This window comes from Belnapia sp. AC561, from assembly GCF_979252845.1.
On the sequence record NZ_CEEDBP010000013.1, the window covers coordinates 94,739 to 111,582 of the forward strand.

At 69.1% G+C, this 16,844-nt stretch carries 19 protein-coding genes; 7 read left to right on the forward strand and 12 right to left on the reverse strand.

From position 1 onward, the window contains the following. Nucleotides 1-126 precede the first annotated feature (126 nt). The 3 genes from AC0IW9_RS13175 to AC0IW9_RS13185 are packed head-to-tail and all read left to right on the forward strand — an operon-like array spanning nucleotide 127 to nucleotide 3,209. The gene (locus AC0IW9_RS13175) at nucleotides 127-2,448 is read left to right on the forward strand and encodes an NADP-dependent malic enzyme (RefSeq protein ID WP_471648714.1); all 2,322 of its coding nucleotides are present in this window, start codon (nucleotides 127-129) and stop codon (nucleotides 2,446-2,448) included. Between the two features lie 8 nt (nucleotides 2,449-2,456). Continuing rightward, entirely contained in the window at nucleotides 2,457-2,900 is a 444-nt protein-coding gene (locus AC0IW9_RS13180; protein ID WP_471648715.1) for a DUF488 domain-containing protein, read from the forward strand. 15 nt (nucleotides 2,901-2,915) lie between these two features. Continuing rightward, nucleotides 2,916-3,209, forward strand: a complete 294-nt coding sequence (locus tag AC0IW9_RS13185; protein ID WP_471648716.1) for a hypothetical protein — start codon at nucleotides 2,916-2,918, stop codon at nucleotides 3,207-3,209. A gap of 239 nt (nucleotides 3,210-3,448) precedes the next feature. Here the strand turns inward: AC0IW9_RS13185 and coaBC are convergent, their stop codons facing one another. From coaBC to AC0IW9_RS13230, 9 genes are all read right to left on the reverse strand, one after another. Next, nucleotides 3,449-4,654 carry a bifunctional phosphopantothenoylcysteine decarboxylase/phosphopantothenate--cysteine ligase CoaBC gene (gene coaBC / locus AC0IW9_RS13190; RefSeq protein ID WP_471648717.1) on the reverse strand — a complete coding sequence of 402 codons (1,206 nt, stop codon included), beginning with the start codon at nucleotides 4,652-4,654 and terminating at the stop codon, nucleotides 3,449-3,451. A gap of 8 nt (nucleotides 4,655-4,662) precedes the next feature. Continuing rightward, nucleotides 4,663-5,541: a TauD/TfdA dioxygenase family protein gene (locus tag AC0IW9_RS13195; protein ID WP_471648718.1), complete on the reverse strand. Its 879-nt coding sequence runs from the start codon at nucleotides 5,539-5,541 to the stop codon at nucleotides 4,663-4,665. Between the two features lie 77 nt (nucleotides 5,542-5,618). Then, the gene (locus AC0IW9_RS13200; RefSeq protein WP_471648719.1) at nucleotides 5,619-6,518 is read right to left on the reverse strand and encodes a TauD/TfdA dioxygenase family protein; all 900 of its coding nucleotides are present in this window, start codon (nucleotides 6,516-6,518) and stop codon (nucleotides 5,619-5,621) included. Beyond that, nucleotides 6,518-7,495, reverse strand: coding sequence for a TRAP transporter substrate-binding protein (locus AC0IW9_RS13205; protein WP_471648720.1), 978 nt, complete (start codon nucleotides 7,493-7,495; stop codon nucleotides 6,518-6,520). Before AC0IW9_RS13205 ends, AC0IW9_RS13200 begins: the two co-directional genes overlap by 1 nt. Nucleotides 7,496-7,506: 11 nt before the next feature. Continuing rightward, nucleotides 7,507-8,784 (reverse strand): TRAP transporter large permease, encoded by a 1,278-nt coding sequence (locus AC0IW9_RS13210; protein ID WP_471648721.1) that lies wholly within the window; start codon nucleotides 8,782-8,784, stop codon nucleotides 7,507-7,509. Further along, nucleotides 8,784-9,338 (reverse strand): TRAP transporter small permease, encoded by a 555-nt coding sequence (locus AC0IW9_RS13215; RefSeq protein WP_471648722.1) that lies wholly within the window; start codon nucleotides 9,336-9,338, stop codon nucleotides 8,784-8,786. Before AC0IW9_RS13215 ends, AC0IW9_RS13210 begins: the two co-directional genes overlap by 1 nt. Before the next feature lie 129 nt (nucleotides 9,339-9,467). After that, complete coding sequence (locus tag AC0IW9_RS13220) at nucleotides 9,468-9,968, reverse strand: universal stress protein (protein WP_471648723.1); 501 nt, start codon at nucleotides 9,966-9,968, stop codon at nucleotides 9,468-9,470. Further along, nucleotides 9,968-10,726, reverse strand: coding sequence for a TIGR02186 family protein (locus AC0IW9_RS13225; RefSeq protein WP_471648724.1), 759 nt, complete (start codon nucleotides 10,724-10,726; stop codon nucleotides 9,968-9,970). The genes AC0IW9_RS13220 and AC0IW9_RS13225 overlap by 1 nt, the downstream gene beginning before the upstream one ends. Then, nucleotides 10,723-11,631 carry a sulfite exporter TauE/SafE family protein gene (locus AC0IW9_RS13230; RefSeq protein ID WP_471648725.1) on the reverse strand — a complete coding sequence of 303 codons (909 nt, stop codon included), beginning with the start codon at nucleotides 11,629-11,631 and terminating at the stop codon, nucleotides 10,723-10,725. Before AC0IW9_RS13230 ends, AC0IW9_RS13225 begins: the two co-directional genes overlap by 4 nt. A gap of 240 nt (nucleotides 11,632-11,871) precedes the next feature. Here AC0IW9_RS13230 and AC0IW9_RS13235 point away from each other — a divergent pair, with 240 nt between their 5' ends. Beyond that, nucleotides 11,872-12,756 (forward strand): hypothetical protein, encoded by an 885-nt coding sequence (locus AC0IW9_RS13235; protein WP_471648726.1) that lies wholly within the window; start codon nucleotides 11,872-11,874, stop codon nucleotides 12,754-12,756. Nucleotides 12,757-12,801: 45 nt separating this feature from the next. On the opposite strand, the gene AC0IW9_RS13240 is transcribed toward AC0IW9_RS13235, so the two are convergent. Continuing rightward, the gene (locus tag AC0IW9_RS13240) at nucleotides 12,802-13,029 is read right to left on the reverse strand and encodes a hypothetical protein (RefSeq protein ID WP_471648727.1); all 228 of its coding nucleotides are present in this window, start codon (nucleotides 13,027-13,029) and stop codon (nucleotides 12,802-12,804) included. A gap of 251 nt (nucleotides 13,030-13,280) precedes the next feature. Next, nucleotides 13,281-13,949 carry an SDR family NAD(P)-dependent oxidoreductase gene (locus tag AC0IW9_RS13245; protein WP_471648728.1) on the reverse strand — a complete coding sequence of 223 codons (669 nt, stop codon included), beginning with the start codon at nucleotides 13,947-13,949 and terminating at the stop codon, nucleotides 13,281-13,283. A 53-nt stretch (nucleotides 13,950-14,002) separates the two neighbouring features. On the opposite strand from AC0IW9_RS13245, the gene AC0IW9_RS13250 reads away from it, so the two are divergent. Next, the gene (locus AC0IW9_RS13250; RefSeq protein ID WP_471648729.1) at nucleotides 14,003-14,293 is read left to right on the forward strand and encodes a hypothetical protein; all 291 of its coding nucleotides are present in this window, start codon (nucleotides 14,003-14,005) and stop codon (nucleotides 14,291-14,293) included. On the opposite strand, the gene AC0IW9_RS13255 is transcribed toward AC0IW9_RS13250, so the two are convergent. Further along, the gene (locus AC0IW9_RS13255; RefSeq protein ID WP_471648730.1) at nucleotides 14,294-15,424 is read right to left on the reverse strand and encodes a M20 family metallopeptidase; all 1,131 of its coding nucleotides are present in this window, start codon (nucleotides 15,422-15,424) and stop codon (nucleotides 14,294-14,296) included. A 104-nt stretch (nucleotides 15,425-15,528) separates the two neighbouring features. Here AC0IW9_RS13255 and AC0IW9_RS13260 point away from each other — a divergent pair, with 104 nt between their 5' ends. Both AC0IW9_RS13260 and AC0IW9_RS13265 read left to right on the forward strand, forming a co-directional pair. Continuing rightward, entirely contained in the window at nucleotides 15,529-15,762 is a 234-nt protein-coding gene (locus tag AC0IW9_RS13260) for a hotdog family protein (RefSeq protein WP_471648731.1), read from the forward strand. Further along, nucleotides 15,759-16,688, forward strand: a complete 930-nt coding sequence (locus AC0IW9_RS13265; RefSeq protein WP_471648732.1) for a bifunctional riboflavin kinase/FAD synthetase — start codon at nucleotides 15,759-15,761, stop codon at nucleotides 16,686-16,688. The genes AC0IW9_RS13260 and AC0IW9_RS13265 overlap by 4 nt, the downstream gene beginning before the upstream one ends. The last annotated feature ends 156 nt before the right edge of the window (nucleotides 16,689-16,844 follow it).

Sequence of the window (16,844 nt, forward strand, 5' to 3'; positions counted from 1 at the left end):
CTTCCACCTACCCCTTCGCAGCCGCGAAGCCGCAGTCTTTCCCATTTGTCGCATGGCTGCGACACTGGCGGTTTACCGAAGGCAGGCCCCGCGCCGCCAGGACCGACCGAAGGGACGAAGACGAGTATGGACGACGCGCACAAGGGCACCATGCCCCCAATTTCGCTGGCGGATGTGCGCACCGCGCGGGTCACCCCGGAGGAGGCGCTGGCACTGCATGCCGAAGGGCGGCCTGGCAAGCTGGAGATCCGGCTCTCCAAGCCGCTGATCACCGCACGCGATTTGTCGCTCGCCTATTCGCCCGGGGTGGCGGAGCCCTGCTTGCATATCGCCCGCGATCCGTCCTTGGCCTATGACTATACATCCAAGGGCAATTTCGTTGCTGTGGTGTCGAATGGCACGGCGGTGCTGGGCCTCGGCAACCTGGGCGCGCTGGCGAGCAAACCGGTGATGGAGGGCAAGGTCGCCCTCTTCAAGCGCTTCGCCGACGTGGACGGCATCGACCTCTGCATCGACACCGAGGACGTGGACGCCTTCGTCAATGCGGTCCGCTACCTCGGCCCGAGCTTCGGCGGCATCAACCTCGAGGACATCAAGGCGCCCGAGTGTTTCGTCATCGAGCAGCGGCTGCGCGAGATGATGGACATCCCGGTCTTCCATGACGACCAGCATGGCACCGCCATCGTCGCCGCCGCCGGGCTGCTGAACGCGGTTCACCTGACCGGGCGCAACCTGAAGGACACCACCATCGTCATCAACGGCGCCGGGGCCGCGGCGGTCGCCTGCGCCGAGCTGATGAAGGCGATGGGCGTGACGCCGCGCAACGTCATCATGTGCGACACCAAGGGCGTGGTCTATCGCGGCCGCACCGAGGGCATGAACCAGTGGAAGTCGGCCCATGCGGTCGATACCGAAGCCCGCACCCTGTCCCAGGCGCTGGCCGGCGCCGACTGCTTCTTCGGCCTCTCGGTGAAGGGCGCCGTCACGCCCGAGATGCTGCGGGCGATGGCCGACAAGCCCATCATCTTCGCCATGGCCAATCCGGACCCCGAGATCACGCCCGAGGAAGCCAAGGCGGTGCGGCCGGACTGCATCATCGCGACGGGCCGCAGCGACTACCCGAACCAGGTGAACAACGTCCTTGGCTTCCCCTTCATCTTCCGCGGCGCGCTGGACGTTCGGGCCAGCACCATCAACGACGCGATGAAGGTGGCTGCGGCCGAGTCCCTGGCCATGCTGGCGCGGGAGGATGTGCCGGAGGAGGTGAATACCGCCGGCGCCGGTGCCGGAACCTCGCTGCGCTTCGGCCCGGAATACATCATTCCCAATGCCTTCGACCCCCGGCTGATCTCCCGCGTGCCGGTCGCCGTGGCCAAGGCGGCCATCGCCAGCGGCGTGGCGCGCAAGCCGATCGCCGACCTCGGCAAATATGCCCGCGCCCTGGCCGGACGGCTGGATGCGACGGCCAATGCGATGGAGCTGATCACCGAGCGGGTGCGGGCCAATCCGCGCACCGTGGTCTTCGCCGAGGGCGAGGAGGAGAAGGTTATCCGCGCCGCCATCGCCTTCCACAATTCGGGCTACGGCTCGCCCGTGCTGGTCGGGCGGGAGGATCGGATCCGCGCGACGCTGCTGACGCTCGGCGTGCCGCTGCCGGAGGGGATCACCATCCGCAACGCGCGCAATTCGGACAGCAACCGCCGCTACGCCGAATACCTTTATGCCCGCCGGCAGCGCGAGGGCTTCCTGCTGCGGGACTGCCAGCGGCTGGTGAACCAGGACCGCAACGTCTTCGCCGGCTGCATGCTGGCGCTGGGCGATGCCGATGCCGTCGTCACCGGCGTGACCCGCAGCTATGCGGTGGCGCTGGAGGGGATCACCACCGCGATCGACCCGGCGCCGGATGGGGTGATGTTCGGGCTGACCTTGCTGCTGGCGCGGGTTTCGGGAACGGTCTTCGTGGCGGATACCGCCATCCATGAACGGCCGGACGCGGCGACCCTGGCGGAGATCGCGGTGCAATCCGCCGCCGCCGCCCGCCGCCTGGGGCATGAGCCGCGGGTCGCCTTCCTGTCCTTCTCCACCTTCGGCGACCCCAAGGGCCATATCCCGGGCAGCCTGCGGGAGGCGGTGAAGCTGCTCGACGAGCGCAAGGTCGATTTCGAGTACGACGGCGAGATGGCGGCCGACGTGGCGCTGGACCCGGAGCTGCGGGCGCGGCTCTATCCCTTCTGCCGGCTGACCGGACCAGCCAACGTGCTGATCATGCCGGGCCTGCATGCCGCCCATATCCTGACCAAGGCGGTGCCGCGGCTGACCAGCGGCACGGCGATCGGGCCGCTGCTGATGGGGCTGTCCCGGCCGGTGCAGATCGTGCCGATGGATGCCAGCGTGACGCAGTTGATGGACATGGCCTGCCTGGCGGCGCATGCCGCGATCGCGCGCTGAGCCTGGTGGTGCCGCCACTGTTCACCATCGGCTACGAAGGTGCGACGCCGGCGCGGCTGATCGGGACCCTGCGCGAGGCGGGTGTGGCGACCCTGGTGGATGTCCGGGCGCTGGCGAATAGCCGGCGACCCGGCTTTGCCAAGACGGCGCTTTCCGCCGCATTGGCGGAAGCGGGGATCGGCTATGCGCATCTGAAGGCATTGGGCACGCCCGCCGAGGGCAGGGCGGCGGTACGGGCTGGACGCCCGGCCGAGATGCGGCGCATCTTCGGCGCTCATCTCACCGGCCTGGAAGCGCAGGCGGCCTTGGCAGGGCTGGCTGAACGTACGGGACGTGAAACAATCTGTCTGCTATGCCTGGAGGCGGATCCGCAGCACTGTCATCGGACCCTGGTCGCCGAAGCGGTAGCCGCGGAAACCGGTGCTGCGGTCAGCCATCTGCATCCGGTTTAAGGAGCGTTGAAAGCGATGTCGCTCTGCCTCGTCCTGCATGACCTCGGCACTGCGCCGGCGGCGGCGGAGAAGGTGTTCTTTGAGGCGATCTTCGAGATCGCCCCCGAGCACTGGCCGATTACCCCCAGAGCCACAATGGTGGCGACCGGGGTCTCCCCCAGCTACCTGCGCGACCACCTGCTGCGGGCGCTGAAGAAGGAAGATGCACCCGATGTGGTGTTGACCGTCACGCGCGTGTCCGCCGATGCCGCCTGGCACAACCTGCCGGCCGAAGGCGAGACCTGGATGCGGGATATGCTGGAGGACTGAGGTCTGGCTCAGGCGCGGCCGCGCATGTATCGGCGTTCCGGCCGATAGGTCAGCCAACGGCGAAGGCGGGTAACCAGCAACTGGACCATGAAACAGGCTTCCGGCGCGAGGGCTTCGGGCGGGGGCGTGGGGTTAACCATTTCTACCGGAATGGGTCCCGCGCTGAAGCCAAACTCGCGGATAAGTGTTTCCTGTTCCTTTCGCCATGGCGGCCCATGACTTTTTGAGACGACTGCGTCTCAGCCCAGGGCTGCCGCGATGCGGGTGGCAAGGCGTTCGGCCACGGCGCCTTTGGGCATTTCCGGCCAATCCTCCACCCCGGCGGCGGTGATGAGATGAATCCGGTTCACGTCGCCGCCCATGACATCGCCCGAGACGTCGTTGGCGACGATCCAGTCGCAGCCCTTGCGGAGACGCTTGGCCGTTGCATGTTCCACCACCTTTTCCGTCTCCGCCGCGAAGCCGACGACGAGGCCGGGACGCTGGGCATGGCGGGACAGAGCGGCGAGGATATCGGGGTTCAGCGCCATGGTCAGGGTCGGCGCATCGGCCCCGGGTTCCTTCTTCAGCTTCTGCGTGGCTTCGCGGGCGACACGCCAATCCGCGACGGCGGCGGCCATGATCGCGATATCGGCCGGCAGGGCGGCTTCGCAGGCGGCCAGCATCTCCCGCGCGGATTCGATGCGCCTGACGGTCACGCCCGGTGGGTCCGGCACGGTCACCGGGCCGGAGACGAGGGTGACCTTGGCGCCCAGCGCGGCCAGCGCGGCGGCGATCGCATGGCCCTGCTTGCCGCTGCTGCGATTGGCGATGTAGCGGACCGGGTCGATCGGTTCATGCGTCGGGCCGGAGGTGACAAGGGCGTGGCGGCCAGCCAGGGGGCGGGACGCCGGGGTCAGGAGGCTGGCAACGGCGGCGAAGATCTCGTCGGGTTCGGCCAGCCGGCCGGGGCCGCTTTCGGGCTCGGCCATGGCACCGGTGCCGGGGCCGACCACCGCGACGCCACGGGCGCGTAGCGCGGCCATATTCGCCCGTGTCGCCGGGTGGTCCCACATGGCGGGGTTCATCGCCGGCGCCACCAGCACCGGGGCACGGGTCGCCAGCAGGATGGTGCTCGCCAGGTCATCGGCCAGCCCATGCGCCATCTTGGCCAGCAGGTCGGCGGAGGCGGGGGCGACCACCACCGCATCCGGCATCCGGGCCAGGCGGATATGGCCGATCTCGGCTTCCGCGGCCCAGAGGTCGTCATGCACCCTCTGGCCGGTGATGCCGGCCAGGGCTTCGCGGGTGACGAAGCGGGCACCGCCGGCGGTCAGCACGCCGGTGACGGCGGCGCCCGCCTTGCGCAGCAGCCGGGTCAGCTCCAGCGCCTTGTAGGCGCTGATGCTGCCGGAGACGATCAGCAGGATGCGGCGATCCGTGAGCCCAGGCTGGGTCAGGAGCATGGGCTGGGTCAGACCGGCCGGGCGCCCTTGACCGTGACGCGGTTGCCGTAGCGGCGGTTCGGCCAGTAGTCCCACATCGCCCGGTGCTGGGCGCAGCGGTTGTCCCAGAAGGCGACCGAATTGGCCTGCCAACGGAAGCGGCACTGGAACAGCGGGTTTTCCATGTGCTCATAGAGGTAGCGGAGGATGCCCTCGCTCTCGTCCACCGGGATGCCGAGGATGCGGGTGGTGAAGCCCTTGTTCACGTACAGCGCCTTGCGGCCCGTCACCGGATGGGTACGGATCACCGGGTGTTCCGCCCGCGGATAGCGCGCCTTGTCCGCCACGCCGTCGTTGGCGAACATGCCGCGATAGACGTGCTCCCCGTCATGCACGGCGGTGAGGCCGGCGAGATAGGTCTTCATCCGGTCCGACAGCGCCTCATAGGCCGCGTACATGCTGGCGAACAGCGTGTCGCCGCCGGCCGGTGGGCATTCCTTGATATAGAGGATGGAGCCCAGCGGCGGCTCCTCGTCGCAGGAAACGTCGGAATGCCAGCCCTCGCCATTGGCACGGACCGAATTGGCATCGGCCTTGATGATCATCAGCTCGGGGTGGCCGGGCTCGCTCGGGGCGGCGGGGTGCAGGTGGAGCGGGCCGAACTGGCGGCCGAAATCCAGATGCTGCTCCTGGCTCATGTGCTGGTCGCGGAAGAAGATGACCAGGTTCTCGGCCAGGGCGCGGTGGATTTCGTCCATCTGCCGGTTCGAGATGGGGCCGCCGAGGTTCACGCCGCTGATCTCGGCGCCGATGACCGGCGTCAGCTTGTCGAGCTGGATGGTCTCGTAGGGGGCGCCGGCCTCGCTGAGCTGCTTGATGCGGGGGCCGCTGAGGGCATTGAGGGACATTGGCGGTTTTTCCTTCCCAGGCCGTGGCCGGAAGCTAAACCCGCCGAGGCCCGGGCGCCAAGCCCTGCTGCGGCGGCCTACTCCGGGCGGCGGTCGTCCAACAGGATCAGCCTATGGAGACGGCGGCTGTACTTGCCCTCGTCCCATTCGGTGGCCCGGTGCAGGCTGCAGCGGTTGTCGCTCATCAGCACGTCGCCGGCCTGCCAGTGGTGCTCATGGACGAACGGCGGCTGGATCATATGCGCCAGCAGTTCGGCGAATAGCGCCTGGCCTTCCTCGGGCGGCAGGCCGAGGATCTCGGATCCCCATTCGCCGCCCAGGTACAAGCCGCGCCGGCCGGATTCCGGGTGGGTGCGGACCAGGGGGTGGATCACGTCGGGAAAGCGGGCGGCCTCGGCCTGGCATTGCTCCTCGGTGGCGTCGGGGAAGAGCTCCCGGTACAGCCGGGCGCGGCTATGCAGGACCTTGAGGCTGCCGATGCGCTGGCGGGTCGCCTCCGGCAGGGCTTCATAGGCGGCGATGCCATTGGCGTATTTCGTCTCCCCGGCCACCGGCGGGATGCTGATGGCATGGAGGAAGGTGAAAAGCGCCGCGTGTTCCAGGTGGTAATGGTCGGTGTGCCAGTTAAGCCCGACCTTGGGGGCACCGGCCGGCTTGCCGTCCTCCACCACGTTGCCGACGACGAAGATCTCATGGTGGTCGCGGTGGCAGAGGTCGCGCCGGCTGTGCAGATCCATGTCCTCGCCGAAGTGCCGGGCGAAGCCGAGGTAGCCGGCCGGCGTCAGATGGTCCTGGCCGCGGATCAGCAGCAGGGTGCGTTCCACCACGGCGCCGCGGAGGATGGCGGTGATCTCGGGATCGGCCGGGGCCATCAGGTCCAGCCCGGTGATCTCGACCCCGATCGCCGGTTCCAACTCCCGGATGCCCAAGCCGCGGTTCGCGGCGGCGGCGCGCCAGAAGGCGAGGCCGGCACCCATCAGGCGGTCTCCTGCACCAGCTTCAGCCGGGCCTTGTCGGCCGCGGTCTGGAGGAAGCGGTCATAGAGGGGGCGGGCTGCGGCCTGGAAGGGGGCCTTGTCGGGGTCGGTGATGGTGACGCCGCGGGCGCGGACCTCCTCGACCAGCCTGGCCTCGCCGTCCACCACGAATTGACGCTCGAAGACGGCGCTTTCCTCGCCGGCCTGCATCAGCGCATTGCGCAAGTCAGGGGTCAGCGACTGAAACTTGCGTTCGGACAGCACAACCGGCGCTGTCAGGCTCAGCCAGCCGACGGTGGTCCAGTACTTGGCGACTTCGAAAAATTTCTGCGCGACGAAGTTGGTATAGGCGGCCTCGGCGCCATCGACGACGCCGACCTGGATGGCGCTGTAGAGCTCGCCATAGGCCAGCGGCGTGGCATTGGCGCCGAAGGCGTTGAAGGCGGCGACATGCACCGGGTTCTGCTGGGTGCGGATCTTCTTGCCGCGCAGCTCGGCCATGGTGGTGACCGCGTCACGGGTCATCAGGTGCCGCACGCCGGAGGAATAGAGCCCGAGAACCCGGAAGCCGCGCGCCTGGGCCGCCGTCGCCAATTGGGCGATGGCCGGGGTGCCGGCGACGCGGGCCAGATGGCCGTAGTCGCGGATCAGGAAGGGCATGTCGAGGAGCTGGTACTCCTTGACGAAATTGGCGAAGGCGGCGTGGGAGGGCACGGCGAGGTCGATGGTGCCGAGCGCCACGCCCTCGACCATCGGGAGCTCGTTGCCGAGCTGGCCATTGGGAAAGATTTGCAGGCCGAGCTTGCCGCCGGTGATCTCCCGCAGCCGGCGGTCCATGAAGCGTAGGCCCTCGTCCTGGACCTCGCCGATCGCATTGGTATGGGCGGCGCGCAGCTGCATGGTCTGGGCCATTGCGGGACGGGCGATCCAGGCGGCGGTCAGGCCGGCGCCAAGGGCGCGGCGGGTCAATCGGTCCATGGTTGTCCCCATCACAGCAAGGCCCGCGGCAGCCAGAGCACGACCGAAGGCACGTAGGTACAAAGCATCAGCACCAGCACGAGCGGGATCAGCGGGATCCAGATCACCCGGGCCACGGCGCCGACCGGCCGCCGCGCCACCGCGCAGGCGACGAACATGCAGATGCCGTAGGGTGGCGCGACCAACCCGATGCTGAGGTTGATGGACATGATCAGCCCGAAATGCAGTGGGTCGATGCCGAGCTTGATGGCGACGGGCATCAGCACCGGCATCAGGATCAGCAGTGCCGAGATTTCCTCGAAGCACATGCCGACGAACAGCATCAGCAGGTTGACCATCAGCAGGAACAGCACCTGGCTGCCGCCCGCGGCATCGAACCAGCCGGCGATCATCTCCGGCACGTTCTGGATGGCGACCAGCCAGGCGAAGATCGAGGAGGTGCCGACGATGATCATCACCGCGGCCGAGATGCCGACGGTACGCAGCATCAGGTCCGGTAGGGCCGAGAGCTTCAGCTCCTTGTAGATCAGCAGGTCGATGGCGAGGCCGGCGGCGACCGCCAGCACCCCCGCCTCGGTCGGCGTCACCACCCCGCCGACGATGCCGCCGACGATGATGACCGGCAGCACCAGCGCCGGGATCGCCTGGATGAAGGCGGTGCGCAGCCGGGGCAGGCTGAAGGGCTGGGTATCCGTGTAGCGGGCCGGGTCGCGGCTGGCGTAGAGGTAGTGGGTCACCATCAGCCCAAGCGAGGCGATCAGCCCCGGGATGATGCCGCCGAGGAACATGGCGCCGACCGAGAGGTCGCAGACCATGGCCAGCACGACCATGATGATGGAGGGCGGGATGATCGGCCCGAGGGCGCCGGCAGCCGCGACCACCGCGACGGAATAGTCGATGTCGTAGCCGCGCCGCCGCATTTCCGGCAGTAATATCGAGGAGACGGCGGCGGTATCCGCGCTGCCGCTGCCGGAGATGCCCGAGAGGAAGGTGGAGGTGACGGTCGCCACCATGAACAGGCTGCCGCGCACCCAGCCGACCAGGGCCGCCGCCAGCCCGACGATCGCCTTGGCCAGCCCGCCATGTTCCATGATGAGGCCGGAGAGGATGAAGAAGGGGATGGCCATCAGCGGGAAGCTGTCGAGCCCGTTGTAGAGCCGCTGGGCGACCACCACCATCGGCACCTCGGTGGCGACCACCAGGGTGAGTGCTGCGGCGACGCCGAGGACGAAGACCATCGGCGCGCCGGCGACCAGCAGTAGGGTGAAGGAGCCGAAGGTGAGACCCATCAGTCCACCCTCACGCCGCCGCCGGTGGTAACCTTCTCCAGGCCGAGGATTACCGCGCCGAAGGCCAGGCCGGCTTCCAGCGCGAAATAGGCCGAGCCGATCGGAATCATCGCATAGGGGATGTCCATCGGCACCTGCAGCCCGGGGCTGGTCTGCCAGGACCCCACCTGCATCAGCTGCAGCCCGCCCTGGAACACCACCCAGAGGAACCAGAGGCAGAGGCCGGAGACCGGGATCAGCAGCAGCCGCGCCATGACGACCGGCAACCGCTCGATCACCAACTCGATGGAGACATGCAGCCGCTGGCGCATGGCATAGCCGGCGCCGAGCAGCACCATCCAGATCTGCGCGAAGGTCGCCGCCTCATCCGCGCCGGGGATGGACTGGTTGAAGACATAGCGGGCGACGACCTGGACGAAGACGATGCCGACCATCAGCGCCAGCAGCAGGATCAGCGTGAGATCGACGACCCGGCGCAGGCCGGCGACCATGCCGCGCGCCAGGCGCAGGGCAGGCGGGGCCAGGGTCGGCGTCTGCAGGGTTGCTTCGGTCATGCACCGAAGGCTGCCCGGCCGGGCGCGGCGTATGCAAGGCCCATGGCCGCAGTTCCAGGCGCTGCCAAGCCGGTTCAGCCCAAGCCGCCGGCACCCCCCGCCTTGGCTGCCTGCGTCAGAGGCAGCGCGTCAGGTGACGCGTTCCATTTCCTTGTCGTCGAGATTGCCGGGCACGATGGTCATCGGTACCCGTACGCTCGAGGCGTAGCGCCCGGTCAGCGCCGCGATCAATGGCCCCGGCCCGCCGCCGGTGGAGGAGGAGGCGAGCACCAGGATGGAAATCCGCGGATCCTCCTCGAGCAGCGCCAGCAACTCGTCCCGCGCCTGGCCCTCACGGATCATCAGGATCGGCAGGCCGCCGGTCACCTCGTTCACCTGAGCGGCAAGGCCGGAGAGCAGCTTCTCCGCCTCCTCCCGCCGTTCCTCGGCCATCATGGCGCCGACGCCGGCCCATTCGGTCATGCCCTCGGGTTCGATCACCCGCAGCAGCATCAGCCGGCCGCCGCCGTTGCGGGCGCGGAGGCAGGCATAACGGAGCGCTACGGCGCGTTCCGGGCTGTCGTCCACCATGACCAGGAAGACGCGGTCGCGCTTGCTCGCGGCTTCCTGCTGTTCCCTGGTCTCGCTCATCAACCCCTCCGGAACAGGACGCTGCCCAGCCAGCCGGCGAGCGCGGCGAATATGATGCAGGCCAGACCATAGACGAAAGGCAGGTCCTCCGCGACGGTGGCGATGCGGTCGGCGGTGCCGACCCGGTCCACCCGGAAGGCGAGTTCCTGTCGGGCGACGATCCGTCGGGAGCGGACCAGCAGGACTTCCACCTTGTAGTCGCCCGTCGGCACCGCGGCGGGCAGCGGCAGCCGGGCATGGAACAGGCGGCTGCCGGCGATCTCGATGGCGGAGGTATCCTCCAGCCAGAGCCCGCTGGTGCTTTCGAGGCCGAGCAAGGCGGCACGGAAGGCCGGGGAGCGGGCGCCGGTGCTGGTCAGCGGCAGGCTATCCAGGCCGAGGCTGTTCCGTTGGCGCTCCTCCTCGGGCAGCAGCTGCCAGGCGGGGCGGCTGCCGGCGATGAAGTAGAAGCCAGGCACCTCCGCGAAGCGGGCGGAGGGGCCGTTGACCCAGATGATGCCGGCGACCGGCACCTTGCGGCGCACGACGACCGGCCGGGTCGGGCCGCGGGCGACCACCAGGATCTCGTCGCCACCCGGGCCGATCGGGGCCTCGGTGCTGCCGAAGACCATGAGGGAGGCGCCGGTGAAGCCCGTGGTCACCTCGACCGCGGTCTGCGAAAGGGCAACCACCAGCGGGGCATCCTGCGCGGCGGCCCGGCCGGCCGGAGCGGCCAGCAGCAGCAGGACGAGGAGCCAGCGGCTCGCCCAGGGGATCACAGCGCGGGGCCGCTGCTGAACAGGTTCGCCGGGGTCCGCAACAGGCCCCAGAGCAGGCTGAGCGCGACCGACAGGACCAGCAGGCCAAGCAGGGCCCGGGTCTCTTCGCCACGCAGCTTGGTCCCCATGGCGGCGCCGAACTGCGCCCCGGCCACGCCGCCCAGCAGCAGCAGCATGGTCAGCAGGATATCCACCGTGCCGAGCTGGACCGCCTGCAGCATGGTGACATTGGCGGCGACGAAGACGACCTGGAACAGCGAGGTCCCGATGACCACCGAGGTCGGCATGCCAAGCAGGTAGATCATCGCCGGCACCAGCATGAAGCCTCCGCCGACACCCATGACGGCCGAGAGCACGCCGATGCCGAAGCCGACCAGGAAGGGCGGTATGACCGAGATATAGAGCCGCGACTTGCGGAACCGCATCTTCAGCGGCAGGCCGTGCATCCAGAAATGCTCGTGCAGCTTGCGCTTCACCGCGCTGCGGCGGCGAAGGATGGCGCGCAGGCTTTCCATCACCATCAGCGCACCGACGGTGCCGAGGACGACGACGTAGAACAGCGAGACGGCCAGGTCGACCTGGCCGACCCGTCGCAGCAGGGCAAAGAGCTGGACGCCGGCGAGGGAGCCGAGCACGCCGCCGACCAGCAGCACACCACCCATCTTGGCGTCCACGTTGCCGCGCCGCCACTGGGCGATGAGACCCGAGACGGAAGCACCCAGGGTCTGGTTGGCGCCGGAGGCGACGGCGACCGGGGCGGGTATGCCGATGAGAATCAGCAGGGGCGTCAGCAGGAAGCCGCCGCCGACGCCGAACAGGCCCGAGAGCCAACCCACGCCAAAACCGATGCCCACCAGCAACAGGGCATCCACCGACATTTCGGCGATCGGCAGGTAGACCTGCATCGCGGGATCCGCATCAGACGAAAGGCCGGAAGGCCGGGGAAGGGCTCAGCGAAGGGATACGCGCAGGCCGGGGCCATGGCGCGGGGCGGGTTTGAACCGGGGGTGTGGCGGGAGCAAGGCACAAAGCGGATGCGCCACGCTTTGCCTCGCGAACTGTGTTCGGGACGCAGCGTTCACCCCTGCGCGAACCACAAGGGGGATCGAGCTTTGGCCATACAAACCATGGGTACGGAAAGCACGATGGGCACTGGCCTGCCTGAAGGTGCCCCGGCCCTCCCGCCTCGCATGTCCTGGGGCTCGGTCCTCGCGGGCGGCGTCGTCGCCGTGGCGGTCGGGACCATGCTCTCGATCCTGGGCGTGGCGATCGGCGCCGGCGCGGTCGACGCCACCCATGCGGCGACGCCCGAGGCCGGCCACTTCAGCATCGCCGCCGGGGCTTGGCTGCTGGTTGCCAACCTGATCGGCCTGCTGGCCGGCGGCTATGTCGCGGCACGGCTGTCCGGCACGGCGGATGGCACGGATAGCGCGCTGCACGGGCTATCGGTCTGGGCGATCGGATACCTGCTTTCGGCGGTGCTGCTGGGCAACGTGGTTGCCGGCACGGCGAGCACGGCGGTGCAGGGCGCGGGCTCGGTGCTGGGCGGCGTGACCCGGGCGGCGGGCGAGGCGGTCGGCGCGGCCTCCGGTCCGGCAGGGCAAATGGCCAGCCAGGTGGATCCGCGGCAACTGATCGAGCGGGCGCAGGTGGCGCTGCGGACCGGTGGTGACCCGGCACAGATGAACAGCGACCAGCGCAATGCCGAGATCGGGCAATTGCTGACCCGCCGCGTGACGGACGGCAACTTGCCGCAGGCCGATCGTGATCGGTTGAGCCATCTGGTGGCGGCCGAGTATGGCATCAGCCCGGATGAGGCGACCCGCCGGCTGCAGCAGGTCGAGCAGCAGGCGACGGAAACGGCGCAGGCGGCCGAGCGGCAGGCGCGCGAGGCTGCCGATGCCGCGGCAACGGCAGGTGCCGTGGCAGCCTACTGGGCCTTCGCGGCGATGTTGCTGGGGGCGGTAGCGGCGGTCCTGGGTGCCCGCATGGGGACGCGGACGGTGGTACCGACGCGGCGCTACGCCTGAAGGCTGACGGTGGCAGCTCCCGGTCCGGGGGCTGCCATGTATTTATCAGTGCAGCCGGACGCTGCGCGGACGGGTCACCGAGGGAGGATGGGCGGCGGCCGGAGCGGCCGTTTGCGGCATGAGCGAAGCGGCCAGAGCTGCATGGCGTGCCGCATCCGTGGCACCGATGCGCAGGCACTCGGCCTCGACGTAGGACAGCATCAGGCGAAGCGCAGCGTAGTCAGCATTTTCGGTGTCAGCCTCAGCCTCGAAAGGCTCGATAGCGACGCGCATCCCGCAGGCTCCAGCTAACGTGATTGGCCAAAACACATACTATTGACAGGCAAAGACAGCAACACGGAAATCGTTGGTTGGTTGCGGTGTTTCTCACTGTTTCTAGCATTCAGACAGGGTTTCATCCCTGCGATGTTTAGTCGGCGGGGTCTTCTACCACTGATTAAATCGAGGCCATCTTCGTTTGGTAAAGCCCGCTTGACAGCGTTTCATGGTGGCTAAACCTGTCATCGCGAGTATTTGAGACAGCATCAGAATTTCTCAACCCAGGGGCGAAGTTCCAGTTCCCAGCTCCAGGCGTCGCGCCGTTGTTGGATGAGCTGGAGGTAGCTCTCCGCGATGGAATTAGGATCGAGCAGGTTATCGTCGCCGGTTTCCGGCCGCCGGCTGCTGCGGATCCCGCCGTCGATGACGACATGCGCGACATGGATACCTTTGGGATGCAGTTCCCGCGCGGCCGACTGGGCCAGTCCGCGCAGGGCGAATTTACCCATGGCGAAAGGTGCGCTGAGAGGGAAGCCCTTCACCCCCGCACTGGCGCCGGTCAGCAGGATGGTGCCGCGCCCGGCCGCGAGCATGCGCCGGGCCGCCTCGCGCACCGTGAGGAAGGCTCCGAAGGCGCACACCTGCAGGCTCTTCTGGACTTCAGCCGGATCGAGCTCGGCGATAGGGCCGCGGGTACGGTAGCTGGGATTGTAGACCACCACCTCGGCATCGCCTTCCGTGGCGAACAGGGCGGCGACGGCGGCGGCATCGGCCGCATCCGTCCGGTGCAGGCTGGCCCCGGTTTCGGCCGACAAGGCTGCGAGCTTGGCGGTGTCGCGGGCAGCCAACGCCACCGCATAGCCGTTCCGGGACAGCAGCCGGGCGAGGGATGCGGATAGCCCGTCCCCGGCGCCGATGATCAGGGCTTTCGGCATGGCGATCTCCATCAAGTGGCGCCGGAAACAAAGTTCCGGCCCCGGGACGTGTCATGATGGCCACGGTGCGCGATGCGCGGGGCCCCAGCAAGCAGGACATGACCATGCCGATCAGCGTCGATCCCGAGAATGTCCGGGTGACGGATGACCTTTATGCCGCGGGCCGGGCGGCCTTTCTGGCTGGCGCCTCCGTGGTGGAGAACCCGCTGCCGAATACCGGCCATTACGGCCGGGCCTGGTTTGCCGGCTGGCTGGATGGCCTCGCCGACCGGCTGGATGGCAACAACCGGGCCGACCGCGCCTATCCGCTGCTGCTGGCGCGGGATCAGGTCGACCTGTTCTAGCTAGTCCAGGGTTTCCAACAGCTCGCACAGGGTGGCGCAGCGCGGCGCCAGATCCGCCCAGCGGATATGCTCCTCCGGTGCATGCGCCCCGGCGCCGGTGCAACCGAGGCCATCGAGGGTCGGGATACCCATGACCGCGGTGAAATTGCCGTCCGAGCCGCCGCCGCGATGCTGCTTGGGCAGGTTGTAGCCCTGGCGGGCGGCGATCCCGCGCGCCGTCTCGAACAGCGCCAGCCCGGCCGGAGTTTCCGGGAAGGGTGGGCGGTTCAGGCCGCCCTTGAGGGTGATGCGGATGCCATCCTCCTCCACTCCCAAGGCGCGGATGGCGGCGACCACCTCCTCGGCCGCTTCCAGGCTCGGGGCACGGAAGTCGATCCGGCAGCCGGCCTCGGGCGGGATGACATTGGGCCGGGTGCCGCCCCAGACCGGGGCGACGTTGGTGGTGATGCCCCGGTCGAGATCGGTCAGCGCATGCACCGCCAGCACCAGCCGGGACATGGCGACGACGGCGCTACGGCCTTCCGACCAGTTGCCGCCGGCATGGGCGCTGCGGCCCTCGATGGTGACGCGGAAGCCACCGGTGCCCTTGCGGCCGGTGACGCAGGCGCCTTGGGTGCCGCCGGCTGGCTCGGGGATCAGCACGGCGCGGGCGTCGCGGGCGGCGGCCTCGATGGGCGCGCGGCTGGTGGGGCTGCCGACTTCCTCATCCGGGGTGAGCAGCAGGGTGATGGGGCGCTTGGTCCGCGTACCCTGACGCAGGATCTCCCGCACCGAGTGGAAGGCGAAGAAGCTGCCGGCCTTCATGTCGTAGATGCCGGGGCCATGGGCGCGGTCGCCCTCGACCCGCCAGGGCATGGATTTGGCCAGGGTGCCATGGTCCCAGACGGTATCGACATGGCCGGCGACCACCAGCGGCGCGCCCTCCCCGGGGGTGCGGGCGATCAGGGTATCGCCATAGCCGTCGCGGCCGGGCAGGCGTTCGATCGCGGCGCCGACGCCGGCGAGGTCAGCCTGGCAGCGGTCCAGCAGGGCATTCACCGCGCCGGCGTCGGTGGTCGGCGTCTCATGCTCCACCCAGCCACGCAACTCGGCGAGGAGACGGTCGGAGGTGCCGATATCGGTCTGGGGCATGGGGCGCGTCCTGCTGGGAGGCTTGCACTGTGGCCACGGCGCGGCGCTTGTCCAGGCGCGCCGGCGCCATTAGACCCCGCAGGCACCACGGGAGCGGCGCGCCGATGTCGGATGGCATGTGTTTCGGAGACCTGACGGTCGGGATGAAGGCCAGCTTCGGCACGACCAATATGGAAGCGGATGTCATGCCATCTGCTGCCGGGCGGATCACCGAGCGGCTCGGCATCCAACAGCCCGGGCCGGGTACCATCCCTCTGTCGCAAAGCCTGACATGCCGCGCCCCGGTCCGCATCGGGGAAACGGCGGAAGTGCCGGCGCTGCCCGCGGCCGCCGCATGACCCCGCCCATCGTCGTCACCCATCCCGGCCGGGTTCCGCCGGAGCTGCGCGGCGCCACCGTGGCGCTGGGCAACATGGATGGGGTGCACCTGGGCCATCGGGCGGTGCTGGCCGCCGCCCATGCCGCCCGGCCGGAGGCGCCGCTCGCGGTGCTGACCTTCGAGCCGCATCCGCGCGAGCATTTCCGCCCGGACGACCCGCCGTTCCGGCTGACCCTGCTGCCCGCCAAGGCCGCGGCGCTGGGCGACCTCGGCGCGGCCCTGGTGGTTGCGCTGCCCTTCGATGCCGAGCTGGCGGCGATGCCCGCCGAGCGCTTCTTCCGCGAGGTGCTGCGCGAGGGGCTCGGCGCGGTGCATCTTTCCTGTGGTCAGGACTTCGCCTTCGGCCACCGCCGCGGCGGCGATGCCGGCACCCTGACCCGGCTGGCCGAGGCCGCGGGTATCGGGCTGACGGTGGTGCCACCGCTGGTCGATGGCCAGGGCCCCATCTCCTCCACCCGCATCCGCCGCGCCCTGCAGGATGGCTACCCCGAGCGGGCGACGGCGATGCTGGGCCGGCCCTGGGAGATCCGCGGCGAGGTGGTGCATGGCGACAAGCTCGGCCGGGTGCTGGGCTGGCCGACCGCCAACCTCTGGATGGGGCGCTACCTGGAGCCGGCGCGGGGGGTCTATGCGGTGACCGTGGTGCTGCCGGATGGGCAGGAGGTGAAGGGCGTCTCCAACATCGGCCGCCGGCCGACGCTCGGCGGCGACCCGCAGACCCGGCTCGAGACCTATATCTTCGACTGGTCCGGCGACCTCTATGGCCAGGAGATCGGCATCCGCCTGCGGCACTTCCTGCGGGCCGATGCCAAGTTCAACGGGCTGGAGGAGCTGAAGGCCGCCATCGCCCAGGATGCGGCGGATGCGCGGGCGGTGCTGGCTTAGCGGCCGTGCTTGACCCGCCGGCCCTCTCCTCCGCATAAGCCTGCCATGCTTTTCCCGCAGGCCATGCCGCGAATTACGGGCCCGGCCCTCCCCTGAGGGCCGGGACCTCGCGCGCCTGCACCCGCTGACCCGCCCCGCACCGCCGGCGGCCGGAGA

What these genes read in the sequence shown, in the direction of transcription:
- AC0IW9_RS13175 (WP_471648714.1), top strand. Translation starts at nt 127, where the DNA reads ATGGACGACGCGCACAAGGGCACCATGCCCCCAATTTCGCTGGCGGAT.
- AC0IW9_RS13185 (WP_471648716.1), top strand. Translation starts at nt 2,916, where the DNA reads ATGTCGCTCTGCCTCGTCCTGCATGACCTCGGCACTGCGCCGGCGGCG.
- coaBC (WP_471648717.1), bottom strand. Translation starts at nt 4,654, where the DNA reads ATGCTCCTGACCCAGCCTGGGCTCACGGATCGCCGCATCCTGCTGATC.
- AC0IW9_RS13195 (WP_471648718.1), bottom strand. Translation starts at nt 5,541, where the DNA reads ATGTCCCTCAATGCCCTCAGCGGCCCCCGCATCAAGCAGCTCAGCGAG.
- AC0IW9_RS13200 (WP_471648719.1), bottom strand. Translation starts at nt 6,518, where the DNA reads ATGGGTGCCGGCCTCGCCTTCTGGCGCGCCGCCGCCGCGAACCGCGGC.
- AC0IW9_RS13205 (WP_471648720.1), bottom strand. Translation starts at nt 7,495, where the DNA reads ATGGACCGATTGACCCGCCGCGCCCTTGGCGCCGGCCTGACCGCCGCC.
- AC0IW9_RS13210 (WP_471648721.1), bottom strand. Translation starts at nt 8,784, where the DNA reads ATGGGTCTCACCTTCGGCTCCTTCACCCTACTGCTGGTCGCCGGCGCG.
- AC0IW9_RS13215 (WP_471648722.1), bottom strand. Translation starts at nt 9,338, where the DNA reads ATGACCGAAGCAACCCTGCAGACGCCGACCCTGGCCCCGCCTGCCCTG.
- AC0IW9_RS13220 (WP_471648723.1), bottom strand. Translation starts at nt 9,968, where the DNA reads ATGAGCGAGACCAGGGAACAGCAGGAAGCCGCGAGCAAGCGCGACCGC.
- AC0IW9_RS13230 (WP_471648725.1), bottom strand. Translation starts at nt 11,631, where the DNA reads ATGCAGGTCTACCTGCCGATCGCCGAAATGTCGGTGGATGCCCTGTTG.
- AC0IW9_RS13235 (WP_471648726.1), top strand. Translation starts at nt 11,872, where the DNA reads ATGGGCACTGGCCTGCCTGAAGGTGCCCCGGCCCTCCCGCCTCGCATG.
- AC0IW9_RS13240 (WP_471648727.1), bottom strand. Translation starts at nt 13,029, where the DNA reads ATGCGCGTCGCTATCGAGCCTTTCGAGGCTGAGGCTGACACCGAAAAT.
- AC0IW9_RS13245 (WP_471648728.1), bottom strand. Translation starts at nt 13,949, where the DNA reads ATGCCGAAAGCCCTGATCATCGGCGCCGGGGACGGGCTATCCGCATCC.
- AC0IW9_RS13250 (WP_471648729.1), top strand. Translation starts at nt 14,003, where the DNA reads ATGATGGCCACGGTGCGCGATGCGCGGGGCCCCAGCAAGCAGGACATG.
- AC0IW9_RS13255 (WP_471648730.1), bottom strand. Translation starts at nt 15,424, where the DNA reads ATGCCCCAGACCGATATCGGCACCTCCGACCGTCTCCTCGCCGAGTTG.
- AC0IW9_RS13260 (WP_471648731.1), top strand. Translation starts at nt 15,529, where the DNA reads ATGTCGGATGGCATGTGTTTCGGAGACCTGACGGTCGGGATGAAGGCC.
- AC0IW9_RS13265 (WP_471648732.1), top strand. Translation starts at nt 15,759, where the DNA reads ATGACCCCGCCCATCGTCGTCACCCATCCCGGCCGGGTTCCGCCGGAG.